Annotated in this window: 15 protein-coding genes; 8 read left to right on the top strand and 7 right to left on the bottom strand. The window is 65.9% G+C overall.

Annotation, left to right across the window (positions count from 1 at the left end; genetic code table 11):
- Positions 1-81 precede the first annotated feature (81 nt).
- Both rhaI and OU994_RS07800 read right to left on the bottom strand, forming a co-directional pair.
- Positions 82-1398: an L-rhamnose catabolism isomerase gene (gene rhaI / locus OU994_RS07805; protein ID WP_281610282.1), complete on the bottom strand. Its 1317-nt coding sequence runs from the start codon at positions 1396-1398 to the stop codon at positions 82-84.
- 86 nt (positions 1399-1484) lie between these two features.
- Entirely contained in the window at positions 1485-3584 is a 2100-nt protein-coding gene (locus OU994_RS07800) for a bifunctional rhamnulose-1-phosphate aldolase/short-chain dehydrogenase (protein WP_281610281.1), read from the bottom strand.
- Between the two features lie 316 nt (positions 3585-3900).
- On the opposite strand from OU994_RS07800, the gene OU994_RS07795 reads away from it, so the two are divergent.
- From OU994_RS07795 to OU994_RS07770, 6 genes are read left to right on the top strand one after another with little or no spacing between them, the layout of a single operon-like run.
- Positions 3901-4767: a DeoR/GlpR family DNA-binding transcription regulator gene (locus OU994_RS07795; protein WP_131147430.1), complete on the top strand. Its 867-nt coding sequence runs from the start codon at positions 3901-3903 to the stop codon at positions 4765-4767.
- Between the two features lie 53 nt (positions 4768-4820).
- A complete protein-coding gene (gene rhaS / locus OU994_RS07790; RefSeq protein ID WP_131149285.1) occupies positions 4821-5807 on the top strand; it encodes a rhamnose ABC transporter substrate-binding protein in 987 nt (328 codons plus the stop codon).
- Positions 5808-5810: 3 nt separating this feature from the next.
- Positions 5811-7361: a sugar ABC transporter ATP-binding protein gene (locus tag OU994_RS07785; protein ID WP_281610279.1), complete on the top strand. Its 1551-nt coding sequence runs from the start codon at positions 5811-5813 to the stop codon at positions 7359-7361.
- Complete coding sequence (locus OU994_RS07780; protein ID WP_281610278.1) at positions 7358-8365, top strand: ABC transporter permease; 1008 nt, start codon at positions 7358-7360, stop codon at positions 8363-8365. Before OU994_RS07785 ends, OU994_RS07780 begins: the two co-directional genes overlap by 4 nt.
- 5 nt (positions 8366-8370) lie before the next feature.
- Complete coding sequence (locus OU994_RS07775; RefSeq protein ID WP_131149287.1) at positions 8371-9405, top strand: ABC transporter permease; 1035 nt, start codon at positions 8371-8373, stop codon at positions 9403-9405.
- Positions 9402-10772: an FGGY-family carbohydrate kinase gene (locus OU994_RS07770; RefSeq protein WP_281610277.1), complete on the top strand. Its 1371-nt coding sequence runs from the start codon at positions 9402-9404 to the stop codon at positions 10770-10772. Before OU994_RS07775 ends, OU994_RS07770 begins: the two co-directional genes overlap by 4 nt.
- 165 nt (positions 10773-10937) lie before the next feature.
- On the opposite strand, the gene OU994_RS07765 is transcribed toward OU994_RS07770, so the two are convergent.
- Positions 10938-11981, bottom strand: coding sequence for a glycoside hydrolase family 43 protein (locus tag OU994_RS07765; RefSeq protein ID WP_281610276.1), 1044 nt, complete (start codon positions 11979-11981; stop codon positions 10938-10940).
- Positions 11982-12151: 170 nt separating this feature from the next.
- Entirely contained in the window at positions 12152-13984 is a 1833-nt protein-coding gene (gene typA, locus OU994_RS07760; protein ID WP_281610275.1) for a translational GTPase TypA, read from the bottom strand.
- A gap of 230 nt (positions 13985-14214) precedes the next feature.
- Here typA and OU994_RS07755 point away from each other — a divergent pair, with 230 nt between their 5' ends.
- Both OU994_RS07755 and OU994_RS07750 read left to right on the top strand, forming a co-directional pair.
- Positions 14215-16614, top strand: coding sequence for an ATP-binding protein (locus OU994_RS07755; protein WP_281610274.1), 2400 nt, complete (start codon positions 14215-14217; stop codon positions 16612-16614).
- Between the two features lie 507 nt (positions 16615-17121).
- Positions 17122-17811 (top strand): PEP-CTERM sorting domain-containing protein, encoded by a 690-nt coding sequence (locus tag OU994_RS07750; RefSeq protein WP_281610273.1) that lies wholly within the window; start codon positions 17122-17124, stop codon positions 17809-17811.
- A 46-nt stretch (positions 17812-17857) separates the two neighbouring features.
- On the opposite strand, the gene truB is transcribed toward OU994_RS07750, so the two are convergent.
- The 3 genes from truB to infB all read right to left on the bottom strand — a co-directional run bounded on the left by truB (position 17858) and on the right by infB (position 22220).
- Complete coding sequence (gene truB, locus OU994_RS07745) at positions 17858-18817, bottom strand: tRNA pseudouridine(55) synthase TruB (protein WP_281610272.1); 960 nt, start codon at positions 18815-18817, stop codon at positions 17858-17860.
- A complete protein-coding gene (gene rbfA, locus OU994_RS07740; protein ID WP_281610271.1) occupies positions 18814-19236 on the bottom strand; it encodes a 30S ribosome-binding factor RbfA in 423 nt (140 codons plus the stop codon). Before rbfA ends, truB begins: the two co-directional genes overlap by 4 nt.
- A 107-nt stretch (positions 19237-19343) precedes the next feature.
- Positions 19344-22220, bottom strand: a complete 2877-nt coding sequence (infB, locus tag OU994_RS07735) for a translation initiation factor IF-2 (protein WP_281610270.1) — start codon at positions 22218-22220, stop codon at positions 19344-19346.
- Positions 22221-22285 lie beyond the last annotated feature (65 nt).

Raw genomic sequence — 22285 nt, 5'->3', positions numbered from 1 at the left:
CTCCTGGTACCGTAATCCACCATCCGGACGTGCAAAAGCCTGCCCACGGCCGTAGCGTGGGCAGGCTTCCCTACAGCAGCGTCAAACGATCCCGCTGCTGCTGGCACCGGCCTTGGCCGGGCGCCGCTCGGCAGCGCCGTCCCGGTAGCCGGAAGAGCGGTAAGCGGCGACCGGGTCGGCGGCGCCGCCGGCACGCACGCGGGCCATGGCGAGGATTGCCGACACGTCGGTGCGGTAGGCTTTCTTCAGCGTTTGCGCGGCGTTCAGCACGTCGTTCGACTCCTGGAAACCGCGCAGCGCGTTGCGGTCCACCAGCGCGGCCTGCACGAAGGCACGCTGCACTTCCACGGCGGACGACATCAGGCTTTCGATCGGATCGGTCACGTTATGCGACTGGTCCAGCATGTAGGCCGGGTTGAAGTCCGTGGCGCCGCTCTTCGCACGTTCCGCCGCGTCGGCCAGTTCGTTGAAGACCAGGAACAGCTGGAACGGGTTGATCGAGCCGGAATCCAGGTCGTCGTCGCCGTACTTGCTGTCGTTGAAGTGGAAGCCGCCCAGCTTGCCGAACTGCGCCAGGCGCGCCACGATCATCTCGATGTTCGTGTTCGGCGCATGGTGGCCCAGGTCGACCAGGCATTTCGCCTTCGGGCCCAGTTCCGTGGCGCAGGCGAAGCTGGTGCCCCAGTCGGCGATCACGGTGGCGTAGAACGCCGGCTCGAACAGTTTATGCTCGATGAACACGTTCCAGTCGGCCGGCAGCGCGCCGTAGATGTCGCGCATGCTGTCCAGGTAGCGTTCCAGCGAGCCGCGCAGGTTGTTCTGGCCGGGGAAGTTGGCGCCGTCGCCCACCCACACGGTCAGCGCCTTCGAGCCCAGCTTCTGGCCCAGTTCGATGCAGTCGATGTTGTGCTGCACGGCTTGCGCGCGCGCCGCGCCCGATTGCGCGGACAGGCTGCCGTACTTGTAGGTGTGGTCCTGGCCCTGCTGGTCCTGGAAGGTGTTGGAATTCACCGCGTCGAAGCCCAGGCCATAGCCGTCGGCGATTTCCTTCAGCGCGGCCGGGTCGTCGGTGCGGTCCCACGGGAAGTGCAGCGACACGGCCGGCGTGGCGCGCGTCAGCTGGTTGATCACGGCGCAGTCTTCCATCTTCTCGAACACGTTGCGCGGTTCGCCGCGGCCCGGGAAGCGGGCGAAGCGGGTGCCGCCGGTGCCGGCGCCCCAGCTGGGCACGGCCACGGCGAAGGTGCCCGCCAGCGCCGTCAGCTTCTCGATGTCGACGCCGCGGCGCGCCAGCATGCCGCCCAGCGCGTCGTAGTCCGCCTGCAGGTCCGCCTGCTGCTGCGCGTTGTGCTCGGCCACCATATTGGCGTCGATCACGGGATTCTTCATGTCGGTCATGCTTGTCTCCTTCAAGTACCGCCGCCGCGACAGGCGCGGCGGCTTCATTTGGCTAGTTTATTTTACGTGGCTGGATGCAGTGGCGATCAGCGCGTGAACGCACCGGCGTTGCCGGCATCCACGTTCAGCACGTTGCCGGTGCTCTTCGCGGCCTTGTCGCTGGACAGGAAGTACACGGCTTCGGCGATGTCTTCCGGCAGCACCGAGCGCTTCAGCATGCTGCGGTCGCGGTAGAAGGCTTCCACGTCGTCCGCCTCGATCTTGTTCGACTGGGCGCGTTCCTGCTTCCACTTGCCGTCCCAGATCTTCGAGCCCTTGATCACGGCGTCCGGGTTGACCACGTTGACGCGGATGCCCAGCGGTGCGCCTTCCAGCGCCACGCAGCGCGCCAGGTGGATCTCGGCGGCTTTGGCGGTGCAGTAGGCCGATGCGCCGGCCGAGGCGACCAGGCCGTTCTTCGAGGCGACGAACACCATCGAACCGCCCAGCTTCTGCGTCTTCATCATGCGGAAGGCGGCGCGGCTGGCGAGGAAGTAGCCTTTTACCAGGATGTCCTGGTTGCGGTCCCACACTTCCAGCGTGGTGTCTTCCAGCGGCGCCGAGGAAGCGATGCCGGCGTTCGAGATCAGCAGGTCGACACCGCCGAAGCGCAGCGCCGATTCGGTAAACACGGCTTCCACCTGCTCTTCGCTGGTGATGTTGCCGGTGATCGTGGCCACGTTGTCCTTGCCGGCCACCTTCGCCAGGGAGCTTTTCGCCTCTTCCAGTGCGCCGCCGTCGATGTCGGTCAGCAGCACGCAGGCGCCTTCGGACAGCAGCTGCTTCGCCACCGCCTGGCCGATGCCGCCGGCACCGCCGGTGACGACCGCGATGCGGCCGGCCAGCGATTTCGGCTTCGGCATGCGCTGCAGCTTTGCTTCTTCCAGCAGCCAGTATTCGATGTCGAACGCTTCCTGCTCCGGCAGGCCGACATACTTGTCGACGCCGTTCGCGCCGCGCATCACGTTGATCGCGTTGACATAGAACTCGCCGGCGATGCGGGCAGTGGCCTTGTCCTTCGCGAACGACAGCATGCCCACGCCCGGGATCAGGTAGATGATCGGGTTGGCGTCGCGCACCGCTGGCGAGTTGTCGCGCTTGCAGCGGTTGTAGTACGCGGTGTAGTCGGCGCGGTAGGCTTCCAGCGCGTCGTCCAGGCCGGCGGCCACGGCGTCGAAGTCCGGCTTGGTCGGGTCGAAGTCGACCACGAACGGGCGGATCTTGGTGCGCAGGAAGTGGTCCGGGCAGGAGGTGCCCAGCGCCGCCAGCGGTGCCAGGTCGGCGCTGTTGACGAATTCCAGGATCGTGTCGGAATCCTCGAAGTGGCCCAGCTTGTATTCGGTCTTGCTGATCTTGCCGCGCAGCAGGGGCATCAGTTTCGCGGCGAACGCGGCACGCTCGGCCGATGGCAGGGACTGGTGCTTCTGGCCGCCGAATACCGGCTGCGCGATGTTCGCGTCCAGCCATTCTTCCGCGCGCTTGATGATCGCCAGCGTGGTTTCGTAGGCTTCCTTGGCGGTATCGCCCCAGGTGAACAGGCCGTGGCCTTCCAGGATGATGCCTTTCAGCTGCGGCTGTTCGGTGGACAGTTTTTCCAGGTCCAGGCCCAGGTCGAAGCCGGGGCGCTTCCATGGCAGCCAGCCCAGCACGCCTTCGAAGATCTTTTCCGTCAGCGCGCGGCTGTTGGCGGTCGCGGCGATCGCGATCACGGAATCCGGGTGCATGTGGTCGACATGCTTCTTGTTGATGTAGGCATGCAGCGGCGTATCGATCGATGCGGCGCGCGGGTTCAGGTTGAACGTGGCGTGCGGCAGGTAGCCGACCATTTCATCTTCGTGTTCCAGGCCGCGGTAGCGCTTCTTCAGCGCGTGCAGCTTGTCCAGGTACAGCGTCGAGAAGCCATCCAGCTTGATGCTGCCCAGGTCGCCGCCCGAGCCCTTGACCCACAGTACCTCGACTTGTTCACCCGTCAGCGGGTCTTCCATCATCACCTTGGCCGATGTGTTGCCGCCGCCGAAGTTGGTGATGCGCAGGTCCGAGCCCAGCAAATTGGAGCGGTACAGCAGCAGCTCCGGTTCGCTCATCGTTGCGGCCTTCGCGTCATCCCACAGCGACGTGATGGGCTGTTTCTGCTTCGGTTGGTTCATGTGGTCTCCATCGTTGATTTGCATTCGGTTTTGCCCCCGTTTCCGCTCATTTTTCGGCCGGTCAAGCAAGCGGAGTCAGTAGAAATCAGAGCCCTCGGGGGTGTCAATGCACAAGCGATCAACATCGTGACCAAGAATGAATTAATCATTTACTTGAGCGAAATGATCAGAACGTGACAAGGCATTTTGGAAAAAATCATACATTTGAGCGCAGGATGATTGACCGGTCACTTTGAATGGGTTTAGGCTTGCCCTTAATAAATAGACCACTCCCGGCATCCGCCGCGAAGTAGGATCACGACAAGGAGACGGAAACATGGTGAATCACAAGCGCCGTAAACGTTTGCTCAAACTGCTCGCCGAGCACCAGAATGCCAGCGTTCCCCAGCTGGTCGAATGGCTGAGCGCTTCCCCCGCCACCGTGCGCCGCGACATCAGCTGGCTGGCCGCGCGCAACCTGCTGACCCGCACCCGCGGCGGCGCGGCGAACCTGGCGCAGAAGAAGCGCAACCTCACGCTCACGAGCGAAACCTTCGAACACAACATCCAGTGCTTTGCCGACCGCAAGCGCGCCATTGCCCGCTACGCGGCCGGCATGTGCGAGGAAGGCGAAACCATCGTCATCAACGGCGGCACCACCACGTTCATGATGGCGGACTTCCTGGTCGACAAGCACCTGAAGATCCTCACCAACTCGTTCCTGATGGCCGAACGCCTGCTGCTGTCGTCGGAAAACGAAGTGATCCTCCCGGGCGGCAAGGTGTACCGTGAGCAGAACGTGATTCTTTCGCCGTTCGACAACGACATCACGCAGCACCACTACGCGGCGAAGATGTTCATGAGCGTGTATGGCCTGTCGCTGCTGGGCCTGATGGAAGCGGACCCGCTGCTGATCCAGGCCGAGAAGCGCCTGATCGGCCAGGCCGAGGAACTGATCGTGCTGGCGGACAGCTCCAAGTTCGCCAAGAAGGCCGGCCTGATCCTGTGCGGCCTCGATCGGGTGTCGTGCGTGATCACCGATACCAATGCGTCGGATGCCGCCGTCCAGCTGCTCGAGCAGTCCGGCGTGAAAGTCGTGACCGTGCAGCCGGAACCGGTGCCGACCCAGGTGGCGTCGCTGCAGTTCTCGCACGGCTACGACTTCCCCGCATCATCGCTGTTCCATCCGGAGGCTGCACATTGAAACGCAAGACTTTTATCTACGCGGCGCTGGCCGCCGCGGTCAGCGCGACCTGCATGACGGGCTGTGGCCAGAAGAGCGACAACGCCGCCGCCGGTGCCGGTGGCGCGAATGGTGAAAAAATCCGCATTGCGATGGTCGTGAAAAGCCTGGGCAACGGCTTCTTCGACGCGGCCCACACGGGCGCCAAGGAAGCCGCGGGCCAGCTGAAGGACGTGGAAATCATCTACACCGGCCCGACCACGCCGTCGGCCGAAGGCCAGATCGAAATCGTCAACTCGCTGATCAGCCAGAAGGTCGATGCGATCGTGATTTCCGCCAACGATCCGAATGCGCTGGTGCCGATCGCCAAGAAGGCCATGCAGCGCGGCATCAAGGTGGTGTCGTTCGACAGCGGCCTGGCGCAGGAAGGCCGGCTGATGCAGCTGAACCCTTCCAACGCCGAACTGATCGCCCGCAAGCAGCTGCAGATGGCGGCCGGCTCGATCGGCGGCGCCGGCGAGATCGCGATCCTGTCCGCTTCGGCGCAGGCCACCAACCAGAACATCTGGATCGACGTGATGAAGTCGCAGCTGGCCACGCCCGAGTTCTCCAAGCTCAAGCTGGTGGCCACCACCTACGGCGACGACCAGTCCGACAAGAGCTACCGCGAGGCGATCGGCCTGCTGCGCAGCTACCCGAACCTGAAGGCGATCATCGCGCCGACCACGGTCGGCATCGTGGCGGCATCCAAGGCCGTGGTCGACGAGAACGTGGTCGGCAAGGTGTTCGTCACGGGCCTGGGCCTGCCCTCCGAGATGGCCGGCCACGTGAAGAGCGGCGCCGTGAAGGAGTTCGCGATCTGGAATCCCATCGACCTGGGCTACGCGGCCACCTATGCCGCGTATGACTTCGTCAAGGGCGCGCCGGATGCCAAGGCGGGCGGCAAGTTCGCCGCGGGCCGGATGGGCAATATCGCGATCGACGCGAAAGGCGAGGCCGCGATGGCCGAACCGTTCACGTACAACCGCGACAACGTCGACAAATTCGCCAAGATCTTCTAAGCCATGCAACAGACAACGAACACACCTGCCGGGAGTGCCATCCCGGCGGGCGAGGCCGTGCTGCGCCTCGAGGGCATCTGCAAGCGCTTCGGCGGCATCACCGCGCTCGATAAAATGGCACTCACGGTGCGCGCCGGCGAAGTCATGGCCCTGCTGGGCGAGAACGGCGCGGGCAAGTCCACCCTGGTGAAGACGCTGACCGGCATCTACCAGCCGGACGAAGGCACCATCACGCTCAATGGCCAGCGCGTGCAGTTCGCCAACGCCCAGGATGCGATGCATGCCGGGATCACGGCGGTGCACCAGGAAAGCGTGATGTTCGACGAGCTGACCGTGGCGGAGAACATCTACGTGGGCCGCCAGCCGCAAAAGGGTGGCCGCATCGACTGGGGCCGCATCGAACGCGAAGCCGAGCAGCTGTTCGCGCGGCTCGAGGTACCGCTACCGGTGCGCACGAAGGTGAAGGACCTGTCGGTGGCGCAGCGCCACTTCGTGGAAATCGCCCGCGCCCTGTCGCAGGATGCCCGCGTGGTGATCCTCGACGAACCGACCGCCGCGCTGTCGCAGCGCGAGATCGGTGAGCTGTACCGCATCATCAATCAATTGAAGGCGGCCGGCACGGCCATCATCTTCATCACCCACAAGTTCGACGAGATTTATGCCGTGGCGGACCGCTACACAGTGCTGCGCGACGGCCACTACATCACCGAAGGCGTGCTGGCCGATATCACCGAAGGCGAACTGGTATCGCTGATGGTGGGCCGCGCCGTGACGCAGGCGTATCCGAAGGCGGACGTGACGCCGGGCGCCACGCTGCTCGAAGTAAGGAATTTCTGCCATCCCACCGAATTCGACGACGTCTCCTTCTCGCTGAAGAAGGGCGAGATCCTGGGCTTCTACGGCCTGGTGGGCGCCGGCCGCTCGGAAGTGATGCAGGCCCTGTTCGGGCTGACGAAACCGTCGCGCGGCACGGTGCTCATCGACGGCAAGGAAGTCAAGATCGGCTGCGCCGCCGAGGGCATCGCGCACGGCATCGCCTACGTGCCGGAAGACCGCCAGCACCAGGGCGCGCACCTGACGATGCCGATCCTGCACAACATCACGCTGCCGATCCTGGACAAGATGGGCTGGTTCCTGCGCGGCGGGAAAGCCAAACGCGAATCGCTGGGCGTGGCGCGGCTGTACAGCGAGCAGCTGGAACTGAAGGCGCACCACCTGCGCCAGAACGTGTCCGAACTCTCCGGCGGCAACCAGCAGAAGGTCGTGCTGGGCAAGTGGCTGGCCACCAATCCGAAAGTGATCATCCTCGATGAACCGACCAAGGGCATCGACATCGGCTCGAAGGCGGCGGTGCACCGCTTCGTCGGCGAACTGGTGCAGCAGGGCCTGTCGGTGATCCTCGTTTCGTCCGAACTCCCAGAAGTGCTGGGGCTGTCGGACCGCATCGTGGTGATGCACCAGGGCCGCGTCGAGCGCGTGTATGCGCGCGGCGAAGCGACACCGGAGAATGTTTGCGCGGCCGCCTCGGGCGCCGTGCTGGAGGAAGCGGCATGAAGGCAATGAAAAGGGAAATGCTGCTGGCCGCGTCGATCGTGGTGCTGATCGTCGGCGTCGGCATGCGTGCCCCGGTGTTCATCACCGGTGCCAGCCTGGCCAACCTGCTGACGGACAGCACGCTGCTGGTCATGCTGGCGCTGGCGCAGATGCTGGTCATCGTCACGCGCGGCGTCGACCTGTCGGTGGCGTCGAATCTTGCCCTGTCCGGCATGGCCGCCGCCCTGCTGGCCGCCAACAATCCCGATTTGCCGCTGCCGGTGATCGTGCTGGCCGCCGCCGCGCTCGGCCTCGTGCTGGGACTCGTCAACGGCTACCTGATCGGCTACCTGGACTTGCCGGCCATCGTCGTCACGCTGGGCACGATGAGCGTGTACCGCGGCCTGGTGTTCGTGCTGTCCGGCGGTGCATGGGTCTCGTCGCACCAGATGCCGGAAGCGTTCATCGCCTTCCCGCTGACGAAGCTGCTGGGCGTGACGCACCTGGTGTGGATCGCCGCGCTGGCCGTACTGGCCGCCTGGTACCTGGCCAGCCACAGCCGCTTCGGCCGCGACCTGTACGCGGTGGGTAACGCGCCGTCGTGCGCCCGCTATGTCGGCATCCCGATGGCGCAGCGGCTGCTGTGGACCTACGGGATTTCCGGCCTGGTGGCCGGCGTCTGCGGCTACCTGTGGGTGGCGCGCTACGCGGTGGCCTACACCGAGATCGCCTACGGCTTCGAATTCACCGTGATCGCCGCATGCGTGATTGGCGGCATCAACATCGCCGGCGGCACCGGTTCCGTGGCCGGCGCCGTGCTGGGCGCGCTGTTCCTGGCCGTGATCGGCAATGCGCTGCCGGTGGTGAAGGTTTCGCCGTTCTGGCAAAGCGCGCTGACCGGCGCCGTGATCCTGGTCGCCGTGCTGATCAACGCCCGCGACCGCAAGAAGGAAGGCCGGCAGATCCTGCCGCTGCACCTCGACAATCACTCCTCGCCAACCGCACCTGTCCGGAGCGCCGCGTGAACACCATGACCGCCACCACCAATACGACCGAACCCGCGAACCCGCCGGCCGCCGGCAAATCCCGGTACACCATCCTCGACCAGCCGAAACTGGGCATCAAGGGCGTGCTGGGCAAGTGGGAAACCCTGCTGGCGCTGCTGTTCCTGCTGGCCTTCGTGACCAACGGCATGCTGCTGCCGCACTTCCTCGATCCGTACAACCTGGCGGACGGCACCTTCAACTTCAGCGAGAAGGCGCTGATCGCGCTGCCGATGGCGCTGCTGATCATCTGCCGCGAGATCGATATCTCGGTGGCCGGCATCCTGGCACTGTCGTCGGTGGCGATGGGGCTGGCGATGAACGCCGGCTTCCCGCCCGCCTCGCTGCTGTTCGTGGCGCTGGCCACCGGCGTGGCATGCGGCACGCTGAACGGCGTGCTGGTAACGCGCTTCGGCCTGCCGGCCATCGTCGTCACCATCGGCACCGTGTCGCTGTTCCGCGGCCTGGCATCCGTGGTGCTGGGCGATAAAGCCTTCACCGGCTACCCGCAGGTGATGACGGACTGGGGCCAGGGCTACTTCTTCGACTTCATCCCGCGCGAATTCGTGATCCTGCTGGTGTTCGCGGCGCTGTTCGCGTTCGTGCTGCACGCCACGCGCTGGGGCCGCCGCATCTACGCGATCGGCAACAACCCGGTCGCCGCGCGCTTTTCCGGCATCGAGGTGGACCGCTACCGCATGGTGCTGTTCATGCTCACCGGCGCGATGGCTGGCCTGGCGGCCTTCCTGCTGACGGGCCGCATCGGCAGCACGCGCCCGAACATCGCCATGGGCTGGGAGCTGGAAGTGATCACGATGGTGATCCTGGGCGGCGTATCGATCGCGGGCGGCGCCGGCACCATCGGCGGCGTGATGCTGGCCGTGCTGACCCTCGGTACCGTGACGTATGGCCTGTCGATGGCCAATATCCCGGGCATCTACATGACGATCGTGATCGGGCTGCTGCTGCTGGTGACGATCGCGTTGCCGCGCCTGCTGCGTGGAAAGAAGGTGGCGAAATGACCGACTCTGCAATCATCGTCCTCGATATCGGCAAGACCAACGTCAAGCTGGCGCTGATCGACGCGGCCGGCGAGCAGCTGGCCGAGCGCCGCAAGGCCAACACCGTGCTGCGCGACGGCCCGTATCCGCACCACGACACGGAAGGCATCTGGCACTGGATGCTCGACACGATCGCGGAGTTCGCGGCCACCGCGCCGGTGCGGGCGATCGTGCCGGTGACGCATGGCGCCACGGCGGCGCTGGTTGATGATTCCGGGCTGGTACTGCCGGTGCTCGACTACGAGTTCGAACCGCCGGCCGCGCAGCGCGAGCAATACCTGGCCCAGCGGCCCGCCTACGACACGACGTATTCGCCGTCGCTGCCGGCCGGCCTGAACCTGGGCCGGCAACTGGCGTGGCTGGCGTCGACCTTCCCTGCCGACTTCGCGCGCACGAAACACATCCTGATGTATCCGCAGTACTGGGCGTGGCGCCTGTCCGGCGTGGCCGCCGCCGAGGTGACGTCGCTCGGCTGCCATACCGACTTGTGGCAGCCTTCGCGCCAGCAGTATTCGCAGCTGGTCGAGCAGTCGGGCTGGAACCCGCGGATGCCGCCACTGCGCAATGCGTGGGATGCGCTGGGGCCCGTGCTGCCCGCGCTGCGCGAGCGCCTCGGCTTGCCGGCCGATTGCCAGGTGGTATGCGGCATCCACGACAGCAATGCCTCGCTGCTGCGGCACCTGGATGCGACGGGCAGCCATGCGGCGGCGCCGGCCATCCTGTCGACCGGCACGTGGGTGATCGCAGCCCTGCCCGGCGGCCAGCTCGACGGCTTGCAGGAAGCCTCGGACATGCTGGCCAACTGCAGCGCGCTGGGCCAGCCGGTGCCGTGCATCCGCTTCATGGGCGGCCGCGAATTCGGCGCGCTGGCCGGCACGGACGCGGTGCCGTGCAGCGTGGCCGACCTGCAGCAGATCATCGACCAGGGCACGTATGCCCTGCCCGCGTTCGCCGAAGCGGGCGGCCCGTTCGCCGGGCGCAAGGGCACCGTCGTCGGCCCAGCCCTGCCGACCGATGCCGAACGCACCGCGCTGGCCACGCTGTACTGCGTGCTGATGAGCGACTGGTGCCTGACCGCGCTGGGCTCGGCGGGCGACATCGTCGTCGAAGGCAGCTTCACCAACAACCCGCACTTCGCGCCGCTGCTGGCTGCACTGCGGCGCGGCCAGCAGGTTACCGTCACCGACGATGCCAGCGGCACCACGTGCGGTGGCTGGATGCTGGCGCACTGGGGCACCGCCCCCGCCGTGCGCTCGCACGCCGCCGATCCCATCGCGCTGCAGGGCTGGGCGCAATACCGGGAGCGGTGGCTCGCCCAGGTAGCGTAAATCCGCGGCGGCCGAACCACTGGTGTATCTAACACCAGTGGCCGCCGATCCCCTGGTGTCTGACAATATTTTCCGGGCGGGTTTTCCGGAAAATGGTGTCAGACACCGGTTTTCGTGTGCGCTGACCGTGAACGCCTGGGAAAACCGGTGTCTGTCACAGCCTTCTTAGCGCAACTTGTCCGCCACAGGCACGCCGAAGTCCGGCGTGCCGTCGGCGCGCCACGAGATAGCCTGTGCCCGCGTGTTCCGGTCGGGGTTGCGCAGCGGGTCGCCGGCGATGTCACGGTAGTTGCGCGCATGGTAGACGAGGATGTCGGTCTTGCCGTCCGGCGTGGTGGTGAACGAATTGTGGCCCGGGCCGTACTGGCTGTTTTCCACGCTGCTGGCGAATACGGGACGCGGCGACTTGGTCCACGACTTGCGGTCCAGCAGGTTGGCTCCCGCGGGCGCGGTCAGCATGCCCAGCGCGTAGTTGGCATCGGTGGCGGATGCCGAATAGGTCATGAACACGCGGCCGTTCTTCACCAGCACGGCCGGCGCTTCGTTCACGTGGTGCCCCACCTGCTCCCAGGCGTATTCCGGCTCGGTCAGCAGCACGGCCGGTCCGGCGATCGACAGCGGCGTATCCATCGGCGCGATGTAGATGTCGGTCTGCTTCTTGCCGCTTTCCTTCGGACGCTGGGTCCACAGCAGGTAGCGCTTGCCGTCCAGCGCGAAGGTGGTGGCATCGAGCGCGAACGATTCCCAGCCCGTCTTCAGTTGGCCGCGTTCCTTCCATGGCCCGCGCAGCGGATCGTCCGACTCGCATTCGAGCACGTACAGGCGGATTTCCCAGATCGCTTCCGCGCGGCCGGCGGTGAAGTAGATGTACCACTTGCCGTCGATCCGGTGCATTTCGGGTGCCCAGACATGCGCGCCCATCTCTCCCTTGGCATGCTTGCGCCACACCGTATGCACCTCGGCCTTGCCCACTTCATCGAGCGAACGGGCGCGCCGTACTTCGATGCGGTCGTATTCCGGAACGGTGGCGGTGTAGTAGTACCAGCCGTCCGGCTGCAGGGTCACGTGCGGATCGGCGCGCTGTTTCACCAGCGGGTTGCCGAATGCCGGCGCGGCGGCGGAAGCGGAAGCGGAAGCGGCGGCGGGGGCGCCGGCAAGCAGAAGCGCCGCCAGGGCGGCCGCGCCTGCGCATATGGCTTGTCTCGTCATTATGTTATCGGTGCGATGCGGTAAGCCATCGTTATACCGCCAATGGCACGGCGCGTCCATGCATCGCTCAGCGACTTGCGCGAAGGCGCCTGGAGACAGGAAAACAAAAAACAAAAACCCGCCGGGCTTGCGCCACGGCGGGTTTTTTCATGTCGGCCGGGCCGGCAGGATTACGCTTCGCGCGATGCCTTCTTGCGCTCGTGCTCTTTCAGGAAGCGCTTGCGCAGGCGGATCGACTTCGGCGTGATCTCGACCAGTTCGTCGTCCTCGATGAATTCCACGGCGTATTCCAGCGACATCTGGATCGGGGGCACCAGGCGCACCGCTTCGTCGGTACCGGACGAACGCACGTTGGTCAGCTGCTTGCCCTTGATCGGGTTGACCACCAGGTCGTTGTCGCGCGAGTGGATGCCGATGATCATGCCTTCGTACACCGGGTCGTTGTGCGACACGAACATGCGGCCGCGATCCTGCAGTTTCCAGATCGCGTAGGCGACGGCGGCGCCGTCATCCTGCGAGATCAGCACGCCGTTGCGGCGGCCAGCCAGCTCGCCACGGGTGTTGTCGACCGGTGCGTAGGCGTCGAACACGTGGCTCATCAGGCCGGTGCCGCGCGTCAGCGTCATGAACTCGCCCTGGAAGCCGATCAGGCCACGGGCGGGAATGCGGTACTCGAGGCGCACGCGGCCCTTGCCGTCCGATTCCATGTTCTGCAGGTCGCCACGGCGGCGGCCCAGTTCTTCCATCACGCCGCCCTGGTTGACTTCTTCCACGTCGACGGACAGGTTTTCATACGGCTCGTGGCGCACGCCATCGACCATCTTGAACACCACGCGCGGACGGGACACGGCCAGCTCGAAGCCTTCGCGGCGCATGTTTTCGATCAGGATCGTCAGGTGCAGTTCGCCGCGGCCGGACACTTCGAAGATCGTGTCGTCGTCGGTCGGCGCCACGCGCAGTGCCACGTTGGCCTTCAGTTCCTTGTCCAGGCGGTCGCGCAGCTGGCGCGAGGTGACGAACTTGCCTTCGCGGCCGGCCAGCGGCGAGTTGTTGACCATGAAGTTCATCGTCAGGGTCGGCTCGTCGACGGTCAGCATCGGCAGCGGGTCCACGGTGTCCGGTGCGCACACGGTCGAACCGATGCCGATTTCCTCGATACCGTTGATCAGCACGATGTCGCCGGCGACGGCTTCGTCGACCAGCACGCGCTCCAGGCCCTTGAAGTTCAGCACCTGGTTGATGCGGCCCTTGATCGGGTTTGCGCCGGGGCCGTCGACCACGACGACATCCTGGCCGGCCTTGACGCGGCCACGGGAGATGCGGCCGATGCCGATCTTGCCCACGTAGGACGAGTAGTCCAGCGACGTGATCTGCATCTGCAGCGGGCCGTCCGGATTGTCGTCACGCACCGGCACGTGCTTCAGGATCGCTTCGAACAGCGGCTTCATGTCGCCGCCGCGCACGTCTTCGGTCAGGCCGGCATAGCCGTTCAGGCCCGATGCGTAGACGATCGGGAAGTCCAGCTGCTCGTCGTTGGCGCCCAGCTTGTCGAACAGTTCGAACGTGGCGTTGATCGCCCAGTCGGCGCGCGCGCCCGGACGGTCGATCTTGTTGACCACCACGATCGGCTTCAGGCCCAGCGCCAGCGCCTTGCGCGTGACGAAACGGGTCTGCGGCATCGGGCCTTCCTGGGCATCGACCAGCAGGAGCACCGAGTCGACCATCGACAGCACGCGTTCCACTTCGCCGCCGAAGTCGGCGTGGCCCGGGGTGTCGACGATATTGATGTGCGTGCCTTCGTACTCAACCGCGCAATTCTTCGACAGGATCGTGATGCCGCGTTCCTTTTCGAGGTCGTTCGAGTCCATGACGCGGGTATCGACCTGCTGGTTTTCACGGAAGGTGCCGGACTGGCGCAGCAGCTGGTCCACGAGGGTCGTCTTGCCGTGGTCGACGTGTGCGATGATGGCGATGTTGCGAATTGCGCGTTTAGTATTAGACATGGTCATTGTGTTTGTAAAAACGGGTGGGACGCCGAAGCTGCGGCTTACATAAAAAGATAGTCGTAAAGCTGACGTCTGCTGAGCAGGCGCCCCGGCAAATGCGGATGCACTGAACCCACTAGTATAGCATGGGCTTGTGACAGCTCAAAGACAGCCGGCGTTGTGTGACCTGGCCCACCGACCGGCGATTGCCAGACTGGCATCATGTCCAGATTCTTCCTTGGATACCGATGAGCGATCGAACGCCTGATCCGGCCGCCGTGTTCGGCGCCCTGCCCGCACCCTACGTACTGCTGACTCCCGACTTCACGATCGTGCTGGCCAGCGATGCCTTCCTGCGCGCCAACGGCTGGCAGCGCGAGCAGCTGATCGGCCGGGACGTGTTCGCCGTGTTCGCCGCCCTTCCCACCGATCCGCAGGCCAACGCGCGCACCATGGCCAACCTGCACGCGTCGCTGGCCAGGGTGCTCGACACCAGGGCGCCGGACGAGATGGCGGTGCAGCGCTACGACATCCCCCTGCCCGGCCAGCCGGGCCTGTTCCAGCAAAAGTACTGGAGCGCCGTCAATTCGCCGGTGCTCGACGATGCCGGTAATGTCGCCTATATCGTGCACTACGTGAAGGACGTGACGGCGCGCATGCGCGGCACGGCGCGGCGCGATGCCTTGCGCAGCCTGGCCGATGCATGGCGCGACGTACGCGCCCCGCGCGAGATCGTGCGCACGGCGCTGGAGATCCTGGGTGAAGTGCTGGGCGTGAGCCGGGTCTCCTTCGGCCGCTACAACGACGCCACCGATACGCTCTACGTGGGGCCCGACTGGTGCACGCCCGGCATTCCGTCGCTGGAGGGCACGGTGCACCTGCGCGAATTCGGCTCGTTCGTGGACGAGATGCTCCGCGGCGAGGCGGTAGTGGTGCACGACGTGGCGCAGGATCCCCGCACGGCGGCGCACGCGGGGCCATTCCGGCGCCATCACGCGCAGTCGTTCGTCGACATTCCCGTGATCGAACAGGGGCGGCTGAAAAGCATCCTGGTCGTCAGCGATACGGTGCCGCGCCAGTGGGCCGGCGAAGACGTCACGCTGATGCGCGAATTCGCCGAGCGCATCCGCACCGCCAGCGAACGCGCGCGCAGCATGGAGGCGCTGGCCACCAGCGAGGCGAAGTTCCGCAGCATCACGAACGCCATGCCGCAGATGGTGTGGTCGACGCTGCCGGATGGCTGGCACGACTACTTCAATGCCCAGTGGTACGACTACACGGGCATGCCGCCCGGCTCCACCGATGGCGTGCGCTGGAACGAGATGTTCCATCCGGATGACCGCGAACGCGCCTGGGCCGCATGGCAGCACAGCCTGGACACGGGCGATGTGTACGAGATCCAGTACCGGCTGCGGCACCGCTCCGGCGAGTACCGCTGGACGCTGGGCCGCGCGCTGCCGGTGCGCGACGACACCGGCCGGATCATCCGCTGGATGGGCACCTGCACCGACATCCATTCGCAGAAGCTGGCCGAGGATGCGCTGCGCGAAGCGGCGGCGCGCAAGGACGAGTTCCTGGCCATGCTGGCGCACGAGCTGCGCAACCCGCTGGCGCCGATCGGCACCGCCGCGCAACTGCTGCAGGGCGGGCTGGCGGACGAGAAGACGCGCATCGCCGCCAGCAACATCATTTCGCGGCAGGTGCGGCACATGGCGCACCTGGTGGACGACCTGCTCGACGTGTCGCGCGTCACGCGCGGCCTGGTCCAGCTGAACATGGCGGACCTCGACCTGGCCGAGGTGGTGGCCAGCGCCGTCGAGCAGGCCTTGCCGCTGATCGACGAACGGCGCCACGCCCTCGACCTGGACTTGCCCGACATCCCGGCAAGGGTGCACGGCGACCGCACGCGCCTGGTGCAGGTGATCGCCAACCTGCTCAACAACGCGGCCAAGTACACGCCGCACGGCGGCCGGATCGCGCTGCACCTGGACGTGGTGGACAGCCACGCCCGCGTGACGGTGCGCGACAACGGCAACGGTATCGCCCCCACGCTGCTCCCGCACATCTTCGACCTGTTCATCCAGGGCGAACGCAACCCCGACCGGGCCCAGGGCGGACTTGGCCTGGGATTGACGCTGGTGAAGAGCATCACCATGCTGCATGACGGCTTCGTGACGGCGCACAGCGATGGCCCGGGCCGGGGCAGCGAATTCGCGATTCACCTGCCGCTGCTCGAAGGCGTGCCGGCGGCGGCCCACGCCCCCGCCGAGACGAGGCGGCCGGCGGCACGGGCGCTGCGGCTACTGGTGGTGGAAGACAATCCGGACGCGGCCGGCGTGCTGGCCGAACTGCTGCGCTCCGAGGGCCATGACGTGGCCGTGGCCGAGGATGCGGAAGCGGCGCTGCGCCGCGCCGACCTGGCGGCGACCGACGCCTTCATCCTCGACATCGGCCTGCCCGGCATGGATGGCTACACGCTGGCGCGGCACCTGCGCGCCGATCCCGCCACGGCCGGCGCCACGCTGATCGCGCTGACCGGCTACGGCCAGCCCAGCGACCGCGCCCAGTCGCACGCCGCCGGCTTCAACCGGCACCTCGTCAAGCCCGCCGATCCGGCCGAACTGCTGCTGGCGTTGCAGGCCGTGTAGCCTGGCGTGGCCTGGTGTCGGACATTTTTTCGGGCGCTTTTTCCGGAAAAGGTGTCCAACACTGATACCGTTGAATCAAGCGTCATTCGGCACATTGAAAGCGCATGCATTCACCCCAACAGCGAAAGGCTGGGGTCAGGAAGGAATGCTGGCCTGCATGCCAGCACCGTTCCGCAGGCGCGAAGCATGCTTCGCGAAACTCCTGCTTCACCCCGCCGGGTCTGACCCCGGGGTCTGCTCTTGGGGTGAACGCGGAAAAGGTGTCGGACACCGGTGTTTCCCCGGGCCGTCGATGCCTCATGTGAAGACCGGTGTCCGACACCAGCCGCCCTGGCGCCTCAGCCAGCCGGGATGGGTCATGCGTTTGCAACGGTCGCGCGCCCCTCTTGTGATCATTATTATCTTTCTTGAAATTCCTGTTGAGCGGGTGGCGATGATAGCGCTACATTAGTAAGCCATCGCTGGCGTAACCGAGTCTTCCTCATCCACTTCCACAAGGAGCACATTGTGCGCAAGACCTACCGTTCAACGTACCGTTCAGTCACCCTCGCCGCGGCAACCGCCGCACTGTTGATCACCGGCCCGGCGGCCCATGCCGCGCTCACCACCTATACCAGCCAGTCAGCCTACCTTGCGGCGGTCGGCGAAACCGGCGTCGATACCTACGACGACCTCGACATCGTAGCCTACGCCACGCCGTTTCACCGCGAGGCCGGCGACTATACCTATGTCGCCACCACGGGACCGACCAGCACGAATGCCTACGGCGCCAGCGACAACGACATCGACTGGTACCTGAGCACGGCGCAACGCGAAGACACGCTGACGTTCTCCGGCTTCGGCGCGCCGATCGCCGGCGCGGGCGGCTTCTTCTTCGGCGGCGACATCGCCGGCTTCACCGTCGATGCGCCGTACATCATCGTCGCGGCGACCGACAGCAAGGGCGCCACGCTCACCTACACGGTCGAGCGTCCGACGCCCACGTCGTTCCTCGGCTTCGTTTCCGATGCGCTGATCGTATCGCTGTCGGTCACGTCCGGCGGCCAGGACGGCCTGGATGGCTTTGGCATCTACGGGACGGTCAACGACCTGCACCTGTCGGTCGCCGCGCCCGTGCCGGAACCGGCAACCTACGGCATGCTGGCGCTGGGCCTGGGGGTGATGGGAGTGATGGCGCGCCGGCGGCGCAACGGGTGACGGGTACACCGGCCCGCGGCGACCGCGGGCCGGTGACGGCGCCGGCTCAGGCCTGCGCGGCGGCGATCAGGCGCTCGGGCTTCAGGATGGCCCACTGCTCGAACAGCCCGGTGCCGAGCAGTTTCCCCTCCGCGTACACGCGCACGCGGCCTTCGTAGGGTGCCGGCGTTTGCACTTCCGGCTCCTTGCCGAGCGGGAGCCGCTGGCCTTGCAGGAAGCGTTTCGCCAGTTCGGCGCTCAGTTCGATGCGCGGGAACGTCGACAGCAGCGCATCCACCGGTGCCAGCAGGGACAGGGGCGCGGCGTGCCCCTGCACTTCCTCCAGCGTCACCATGTTCGATGCCACCAGCGCGCCGACGCCGGTGCGCCGCAAGGCATTCAGGTGCGCGCCGCAGCCCAGCGCCGCGCCGATGTCCTCGCCCAGCACGCGGATGTAGGTTCCCTTGCTGACCGTGGCTTCCAGGCGCAGGAACGGCGCTTCATACGACAGCAGTTCCAGCTTGTGGATGACGACGTTGCGCGGCTCGCGCTCGAGCGTGATGCCGGCGCGGGCATATTCGTACAGCGGCTTGCCGTCGCGCTTCAGGGCCGAGTACATTGGCGGCACCTGCGCGATCGGGCCACGGAAGCGCGCCAGCACCGCCTCGATGTCCCCGGCGGTGATGGTGGCGGGATCGCGCGCCAGCGCCGGATCGGCATCCAGTACCAGGCCTTCGGTATCGCCCGTGTCGGTGCGCACGCCCAGGTGCACGGTCGTCACGTAGGTCTTGTCCGCTTCCAGCAGGTCCTGCGAGAACTTGGTGGCCTCGCCGAAGCACAGCGGCAGCAAGCCGGTGGCGAACGGGTCGAGGGTGCCGGTGTGGCCGGCCTTCTTCGCGTTCAGCACGCGCTTGGTCTTGATCAGCGCATCGTTCGACGACAGGCCGACCGGCTTGTCGAGCAGCAGGACGCCATCGACGAGGTCGCGTACCCGCTTCACGCGGGCAGCCTTCACTTCCTCCGTCATTCTTTGTCTTCGCCCGTATTTTCTTTGCCGGTATCGTCTTCGTAGTCGGCCGCGCGCGTGGCGTTGGCCTTGTCGATCAGGGCCGACATCGCCATGCCGCGCGAAGCCGATGTGTCGTGCACGAAGTGCAGCTGCGGCAGCGTGTGGATGTGCAGGCGCTTGCCCAGCTGGTTGCGCAGGTAGCCGGCGGCGGCCTGCAGGCCGGCCAGCGTGTTCTTCACCGTGTCGGGATCGTCCTTGAGCATCGTGAAGTACACCTTCGCGTGCGCATAGTCGGGTGTGAGCTGCACTTCGGCGAGCGTGAGCATGCCCACGCGCGGGTCCTTCAGCTCGAAGGCGATCAGTTCGGAAAGGTCTTTCTGGATCTGGTCCGCCACGCGCAGGCCGCGCGCGGGGATCGATTTGCTGTGTTTAGCCATGATGTCTTACCAATAAAAATATGGCGGGTGGCGCCCGCCCCTTTCGGGACGGACGGCACCCGCCTGGATACCGCGTGCTGCGCCGAGCGCTGCGCTTGGTGCTGCGATTACAGCGTACGTGCCACTTCCTGGATCTCGAACACTTCCAGGGTGTCGCCAACCTGGATGTCGTTGTAGTTCTTCAGCGACAGGCCGCACTCCAGACCGGCGCGCACTTCCTTCGCATCGTCCTTGAAGCGCTTCAGCGAGTCGATCTCGCCGGTCCACACGACGATGTTGTTGCGCAGCAGGCGTACCGACGAGGAACGCTTGACCACGCCATCGGTGACCAGGCAGCCGGCGATCGCGCCGACCTTCGACACCAGGATGACCTGGCGGATTTCCACCTGGCCGGTGATGTGCTCGCGCTTCTCCGGTGCCAGCATGCCCGACATCGCCGCCTTCACCTCTTCGATCGCGTCGTAGATGATGTTGTAGTAGCGGATGTCCACGCCGTTGGTCTCGGCCAGCTTGCGCGCCTGGGCGTCGGCACGGGCGTTGAAGCCGATGATGACTGCCTTCGACGCGGTCGCCAGGTTGACGTCCGATTCCGTGATGCCGCCGACGGCCGCGTGCACGATCTGCACCCGCACTTCGGAGGTCGACAGTTTCTGCAGCGAGCCCACCAGCGCTTCCTGCGAACCCTGCACGTCGGTCTTGACGATCAGCGGCACGTTCTGGACTTCGCCTTCGGCCATCTGGTCGAACAGGTTCTCCAGCTTGGCGGCCTGCTGCTTGGCCAGCTTGACGTCACGGTACTTACCTTGACGGAACAGGCCGATCTCGCGCGCCTTGCGCTCGTCCGCCATGACCATGACTTCCTCGCCGGCGGCCGGCACTTCGGTCAGGCCCTGGATCTCGACCGGGATCGACGGACCGGCTTCGGTCACCGACTTGCCGTTCTCGTCCAGCATCGCACGCACACGGCCATACGACGAACCGGCCAGCACCACGTCGCCGCGCTTCAGCGTACCGGACTGCACCAGGATCGTGGCGACCGGACCGCGGCCCTTGTCCAGGCGGGCTTCCACCACCAGGCCACGCGCCAGGCTGTCCACCGGTGCCTTCAATTCCAGCACTTCGGCTTGCAGCAGCACGTTTTCCAGCAGCGCATCGATGCCCTGGCCCGTCTTCGCGGACACCGGCACGAACGGCGATTCGCCGCCGTATTCTTCCGGCACCACGCCTTCGGTGATCAGTTCCTGCGTCACGCGTTCCAGGTTGCCGCCCGGCTTGTCGATCTTGTTGATCGCCACCACCAGCGGCACGCCGGCCGCCTTGGCGTGGGCGATCGCTTCCTTCGTTTGCGGCATCACGCCGTCGTCCGCCGCCACCACCAGGATGACGATGTCGGTGGCCTTGGCACCGCGGGCACGCATTGCCGTGAAGGCTTCGTGGCCCGGGGTGTCCAGGAACGTGATCATGCCGCGCGGCGTGTCGACGTGGTATGCGCCGATGTGCTGCGTGATGCCGCCGGCTTCGCCCGACGCGACTTTCGCGCGGCGGATGTAGTCCAGCAGCGACGTTTTACCGTGGTCGACGTGGCCCATGACGGTCACGACCGGAGCGCGCGGCTTCGCTTCGTGATGCGTCTGTTCGCCCTGGTCGGCCAGGATCGCTTCCGGATCGTCCTCGGCGGCGGCATGCGCCTTGTGGCCCATTTCCTCGACGACGATCATCGCCGTTTCCTGGTCCAGCACCTGGTTGATCGTGCACATCTGGCCCAGCTTCATCAGCTGCTTGATCACCTCGGATGCCTTGACAGCCATCTTGTGGGCCAGTTCGGCCACGGTGATGGTTTCCGGCACGTGCACTTCCTTGACCACTGCTTCCGTCGGTGCCTGGAAGTTCGATTCGCGGTCATCGTGGTGCGAATTGCGGCCACGGCCACCGCGGCCGCCGCCGGCACGCCAGCCATCGCGGCTGGCCGGGCCGGCGCTCGTGCCACGGCCTTTGCCGCCGCCCGGTGCGCCACGCTTCTTGGCGTCGTCCGACCAGGTCGACGACACGTTGGCCGACTTGATCGACTTGCGATCGCCCGGCTTTTTATCGTCTTTCTTGTCGGTCGTTGCCGGCGTGGTGGTGCCCGGCTTCTTGTCGGCCGGCTTGTGCAGCGTGCCAGCCGGCGCAGCCGGCTTGGCGGCCACGGGTGCCGGTTCCGGCGCCTTGATGACGCGGCGCGGCTGCGCCATCATGGCCTTGATCTGGGCCACTTCGTCGGCTACGGCCTTGCGGGCACGCTCGGTTGCCGCGGCGCGTTCGGCGGCTTCCTTGGTGGCCTGCTCGGCTTTCTTCTTGGCTTCCTCGGCGTCGGCCGCGCGTTTCTTGTCGGCGGCTTCCGTGTCGGCCTGTTTCTGCGCATCGCGTGCACCGGCCTTGTCGGCGGCTGCCTTCTCGGCGGCTGCTTTCGCGGCTTCCTCTTCGGCACGGCGCTTGGCTTCCGCTTCTGCAGCAGCGGTGGCCTTGGCTTGCGCTTCCTTCTCGGCGTCCAGGCGCGCCAGGGCTTCCTGCTTTTCGCGCAGGTCCGCTTCCTGGCGGGCGATCAGCTCGGCCTGGCGGCGTGCGTCTTCCTCGCGGCGGGCGTTCTCGGCTTCGTCGACCACCGGTGCCGCCGGGGCGGGCGTGGTGGTCGCGGGCAGGTCGTCGCGCTGCACGAAGGTACGCTTCTTGCGCACTTCGACCTGGATCGTGCGGGTCTTGCCAGAGGCATCGGCCTGCTTGATCTCGTTGGTTTCCTTGCGCGTGACCGTGATCTTCTTCTTCTCGCTCTGACCTGCCGCGCCGTGCGTACGGCGCAGGTGCTCCAGCAGCTTGTCCTTATCATCTTTCGACAATGGATCTGACGCCGAGCTCTTCTCGACGCCGGCGGATCGCAGCTGCGTCAGCAGCAGGTCTGCAGGCATCTTCAGTTCGGTGGCAAATTGGGCTACGTTGTTACTCGCCATTCAGTCCTCTTTTCTATGTGTCGCGTAGATGAATAATTACAAGCTTGGCTGGTTGGGGTGTCCAG

The sequence above is a fragment of the Pseudoduganella sp. SL102 genome (assembly GCF_027856995.1).
GTDB classification, from domain to species: Bacteria; Pseudomonadota; Gammaproteobacteria; order Burkholderiales; family Burkholderiaceae_D; genus Rugamonas; species Rugamonas albidiflava.
The sequence above is the reverse complement of the archived record's forward strand: the minus strand, read 5'-3'. Positions and strand labels throughout refer to the sequence as shown.

What these genes read in the sequence shown, in the direction of transcription:
- OU994_RS07775 (WP_131149287.1), top strand. Translation starts at nt 8,371, where the DNA reads ATGACCGCCACCACCAATACGACCGAACCCGCGAACCCGCCGGCCGCC.
- OU994_RS07800 (WP_281610281.1), bottom strand. Translation starts at nt 3,584, where the DNA reads ATGAACCAACCGAAGCAGAAACAGCCCATCACGTCGCTGTGGGATGAC.
- OU994_RS07765 (WP_281610276.1), bottom strand. Translation starts at nt 11,981, where the DNA reads ATGACGAGACAAGCCATATGCGCAGGCGCGGCCGCCCTGGCGGCGCTT.
- rhaS (WP_131149285.1), top strand. Translation starts at nt 4,821, where the DNA reads ATGACGGGCTGTGGCCAGAAGAGCGACAACGCCGCCGCCGGTGCCGGT.
- infB (WP_281610270.1), bottom strand. Translation starts at nt 22,220, where the DNA reads ATGGCGAGTAACAACGTAGCCCAATTTGCCACCGAACTGAAGATGCCT.
- OU994_RS07755 (WP_281610274.1), top strand. Translation starts at nt 14,215, where the DNA reads ATGAGCGATCGAACGCCTGATCCGGCCGCCGTGTTCGGCGCCCTGCCC.
- typA (WP_281610275.1), bottom strand. Translation starts at nt 13,984, where the DNA reads ATGTCTAATACTAAACGCGCAATTCGCAACATCGCCATCATCGCACAC.
- rhaI (WP_281610282.1), bottom strand. Translation starts at nt 1,398, where the DNA reads ATGACCGACATGAAGAATCCCGTGATCGACGCCAATATGGTGGCCGAG.
- OU994_RS07780 (WP_281610278.1), top strand. Translation starts at nt 7,358, where the DNA reads ATGAAGGCAATGAAAAGGGAAATGCTGCTGGCCGCGTCGATCGTGGTG.
- OU994_RS07795 (WP_131147430.1), top strand. Translation starts at nt 3,901, where the DNA reads ATGGTGAATCACAAGCGCCGTAAACGTTTGCTCAAACTGCTCGCCGAG.
- OU994_RS07770 (WP_281610277.1), top strand. Translation starts at nt 9,402, where the DNA reads ATGACCGACTCTGCAATCATCGTCCTCGATATCGGCAAGACCAACGTC.
- OU994_RS07785 (WP_281610279.1), top strand. Translation starts at nt 5,811, where the DNA reads ATGCAACAGACAACGAACACACCTGCCGGGAGTGCCATCCCGGCGGGC.
- truB (WP_281610272.1), bottom strand. Translation starts at nt 18,817, where the DNA reads ATGACGGAGGAAGTGAAGGCTGCCCGCGTGAAGCGGGTACGCGACCTC.
- rbfA (WP_281610271.1), bottom strand. Translation starts at nt 19,236, where the DNA reads ATGGCTAAACACAGCAAATCGATCCCCGCGCGCGGCCTGCGCGTGGCG.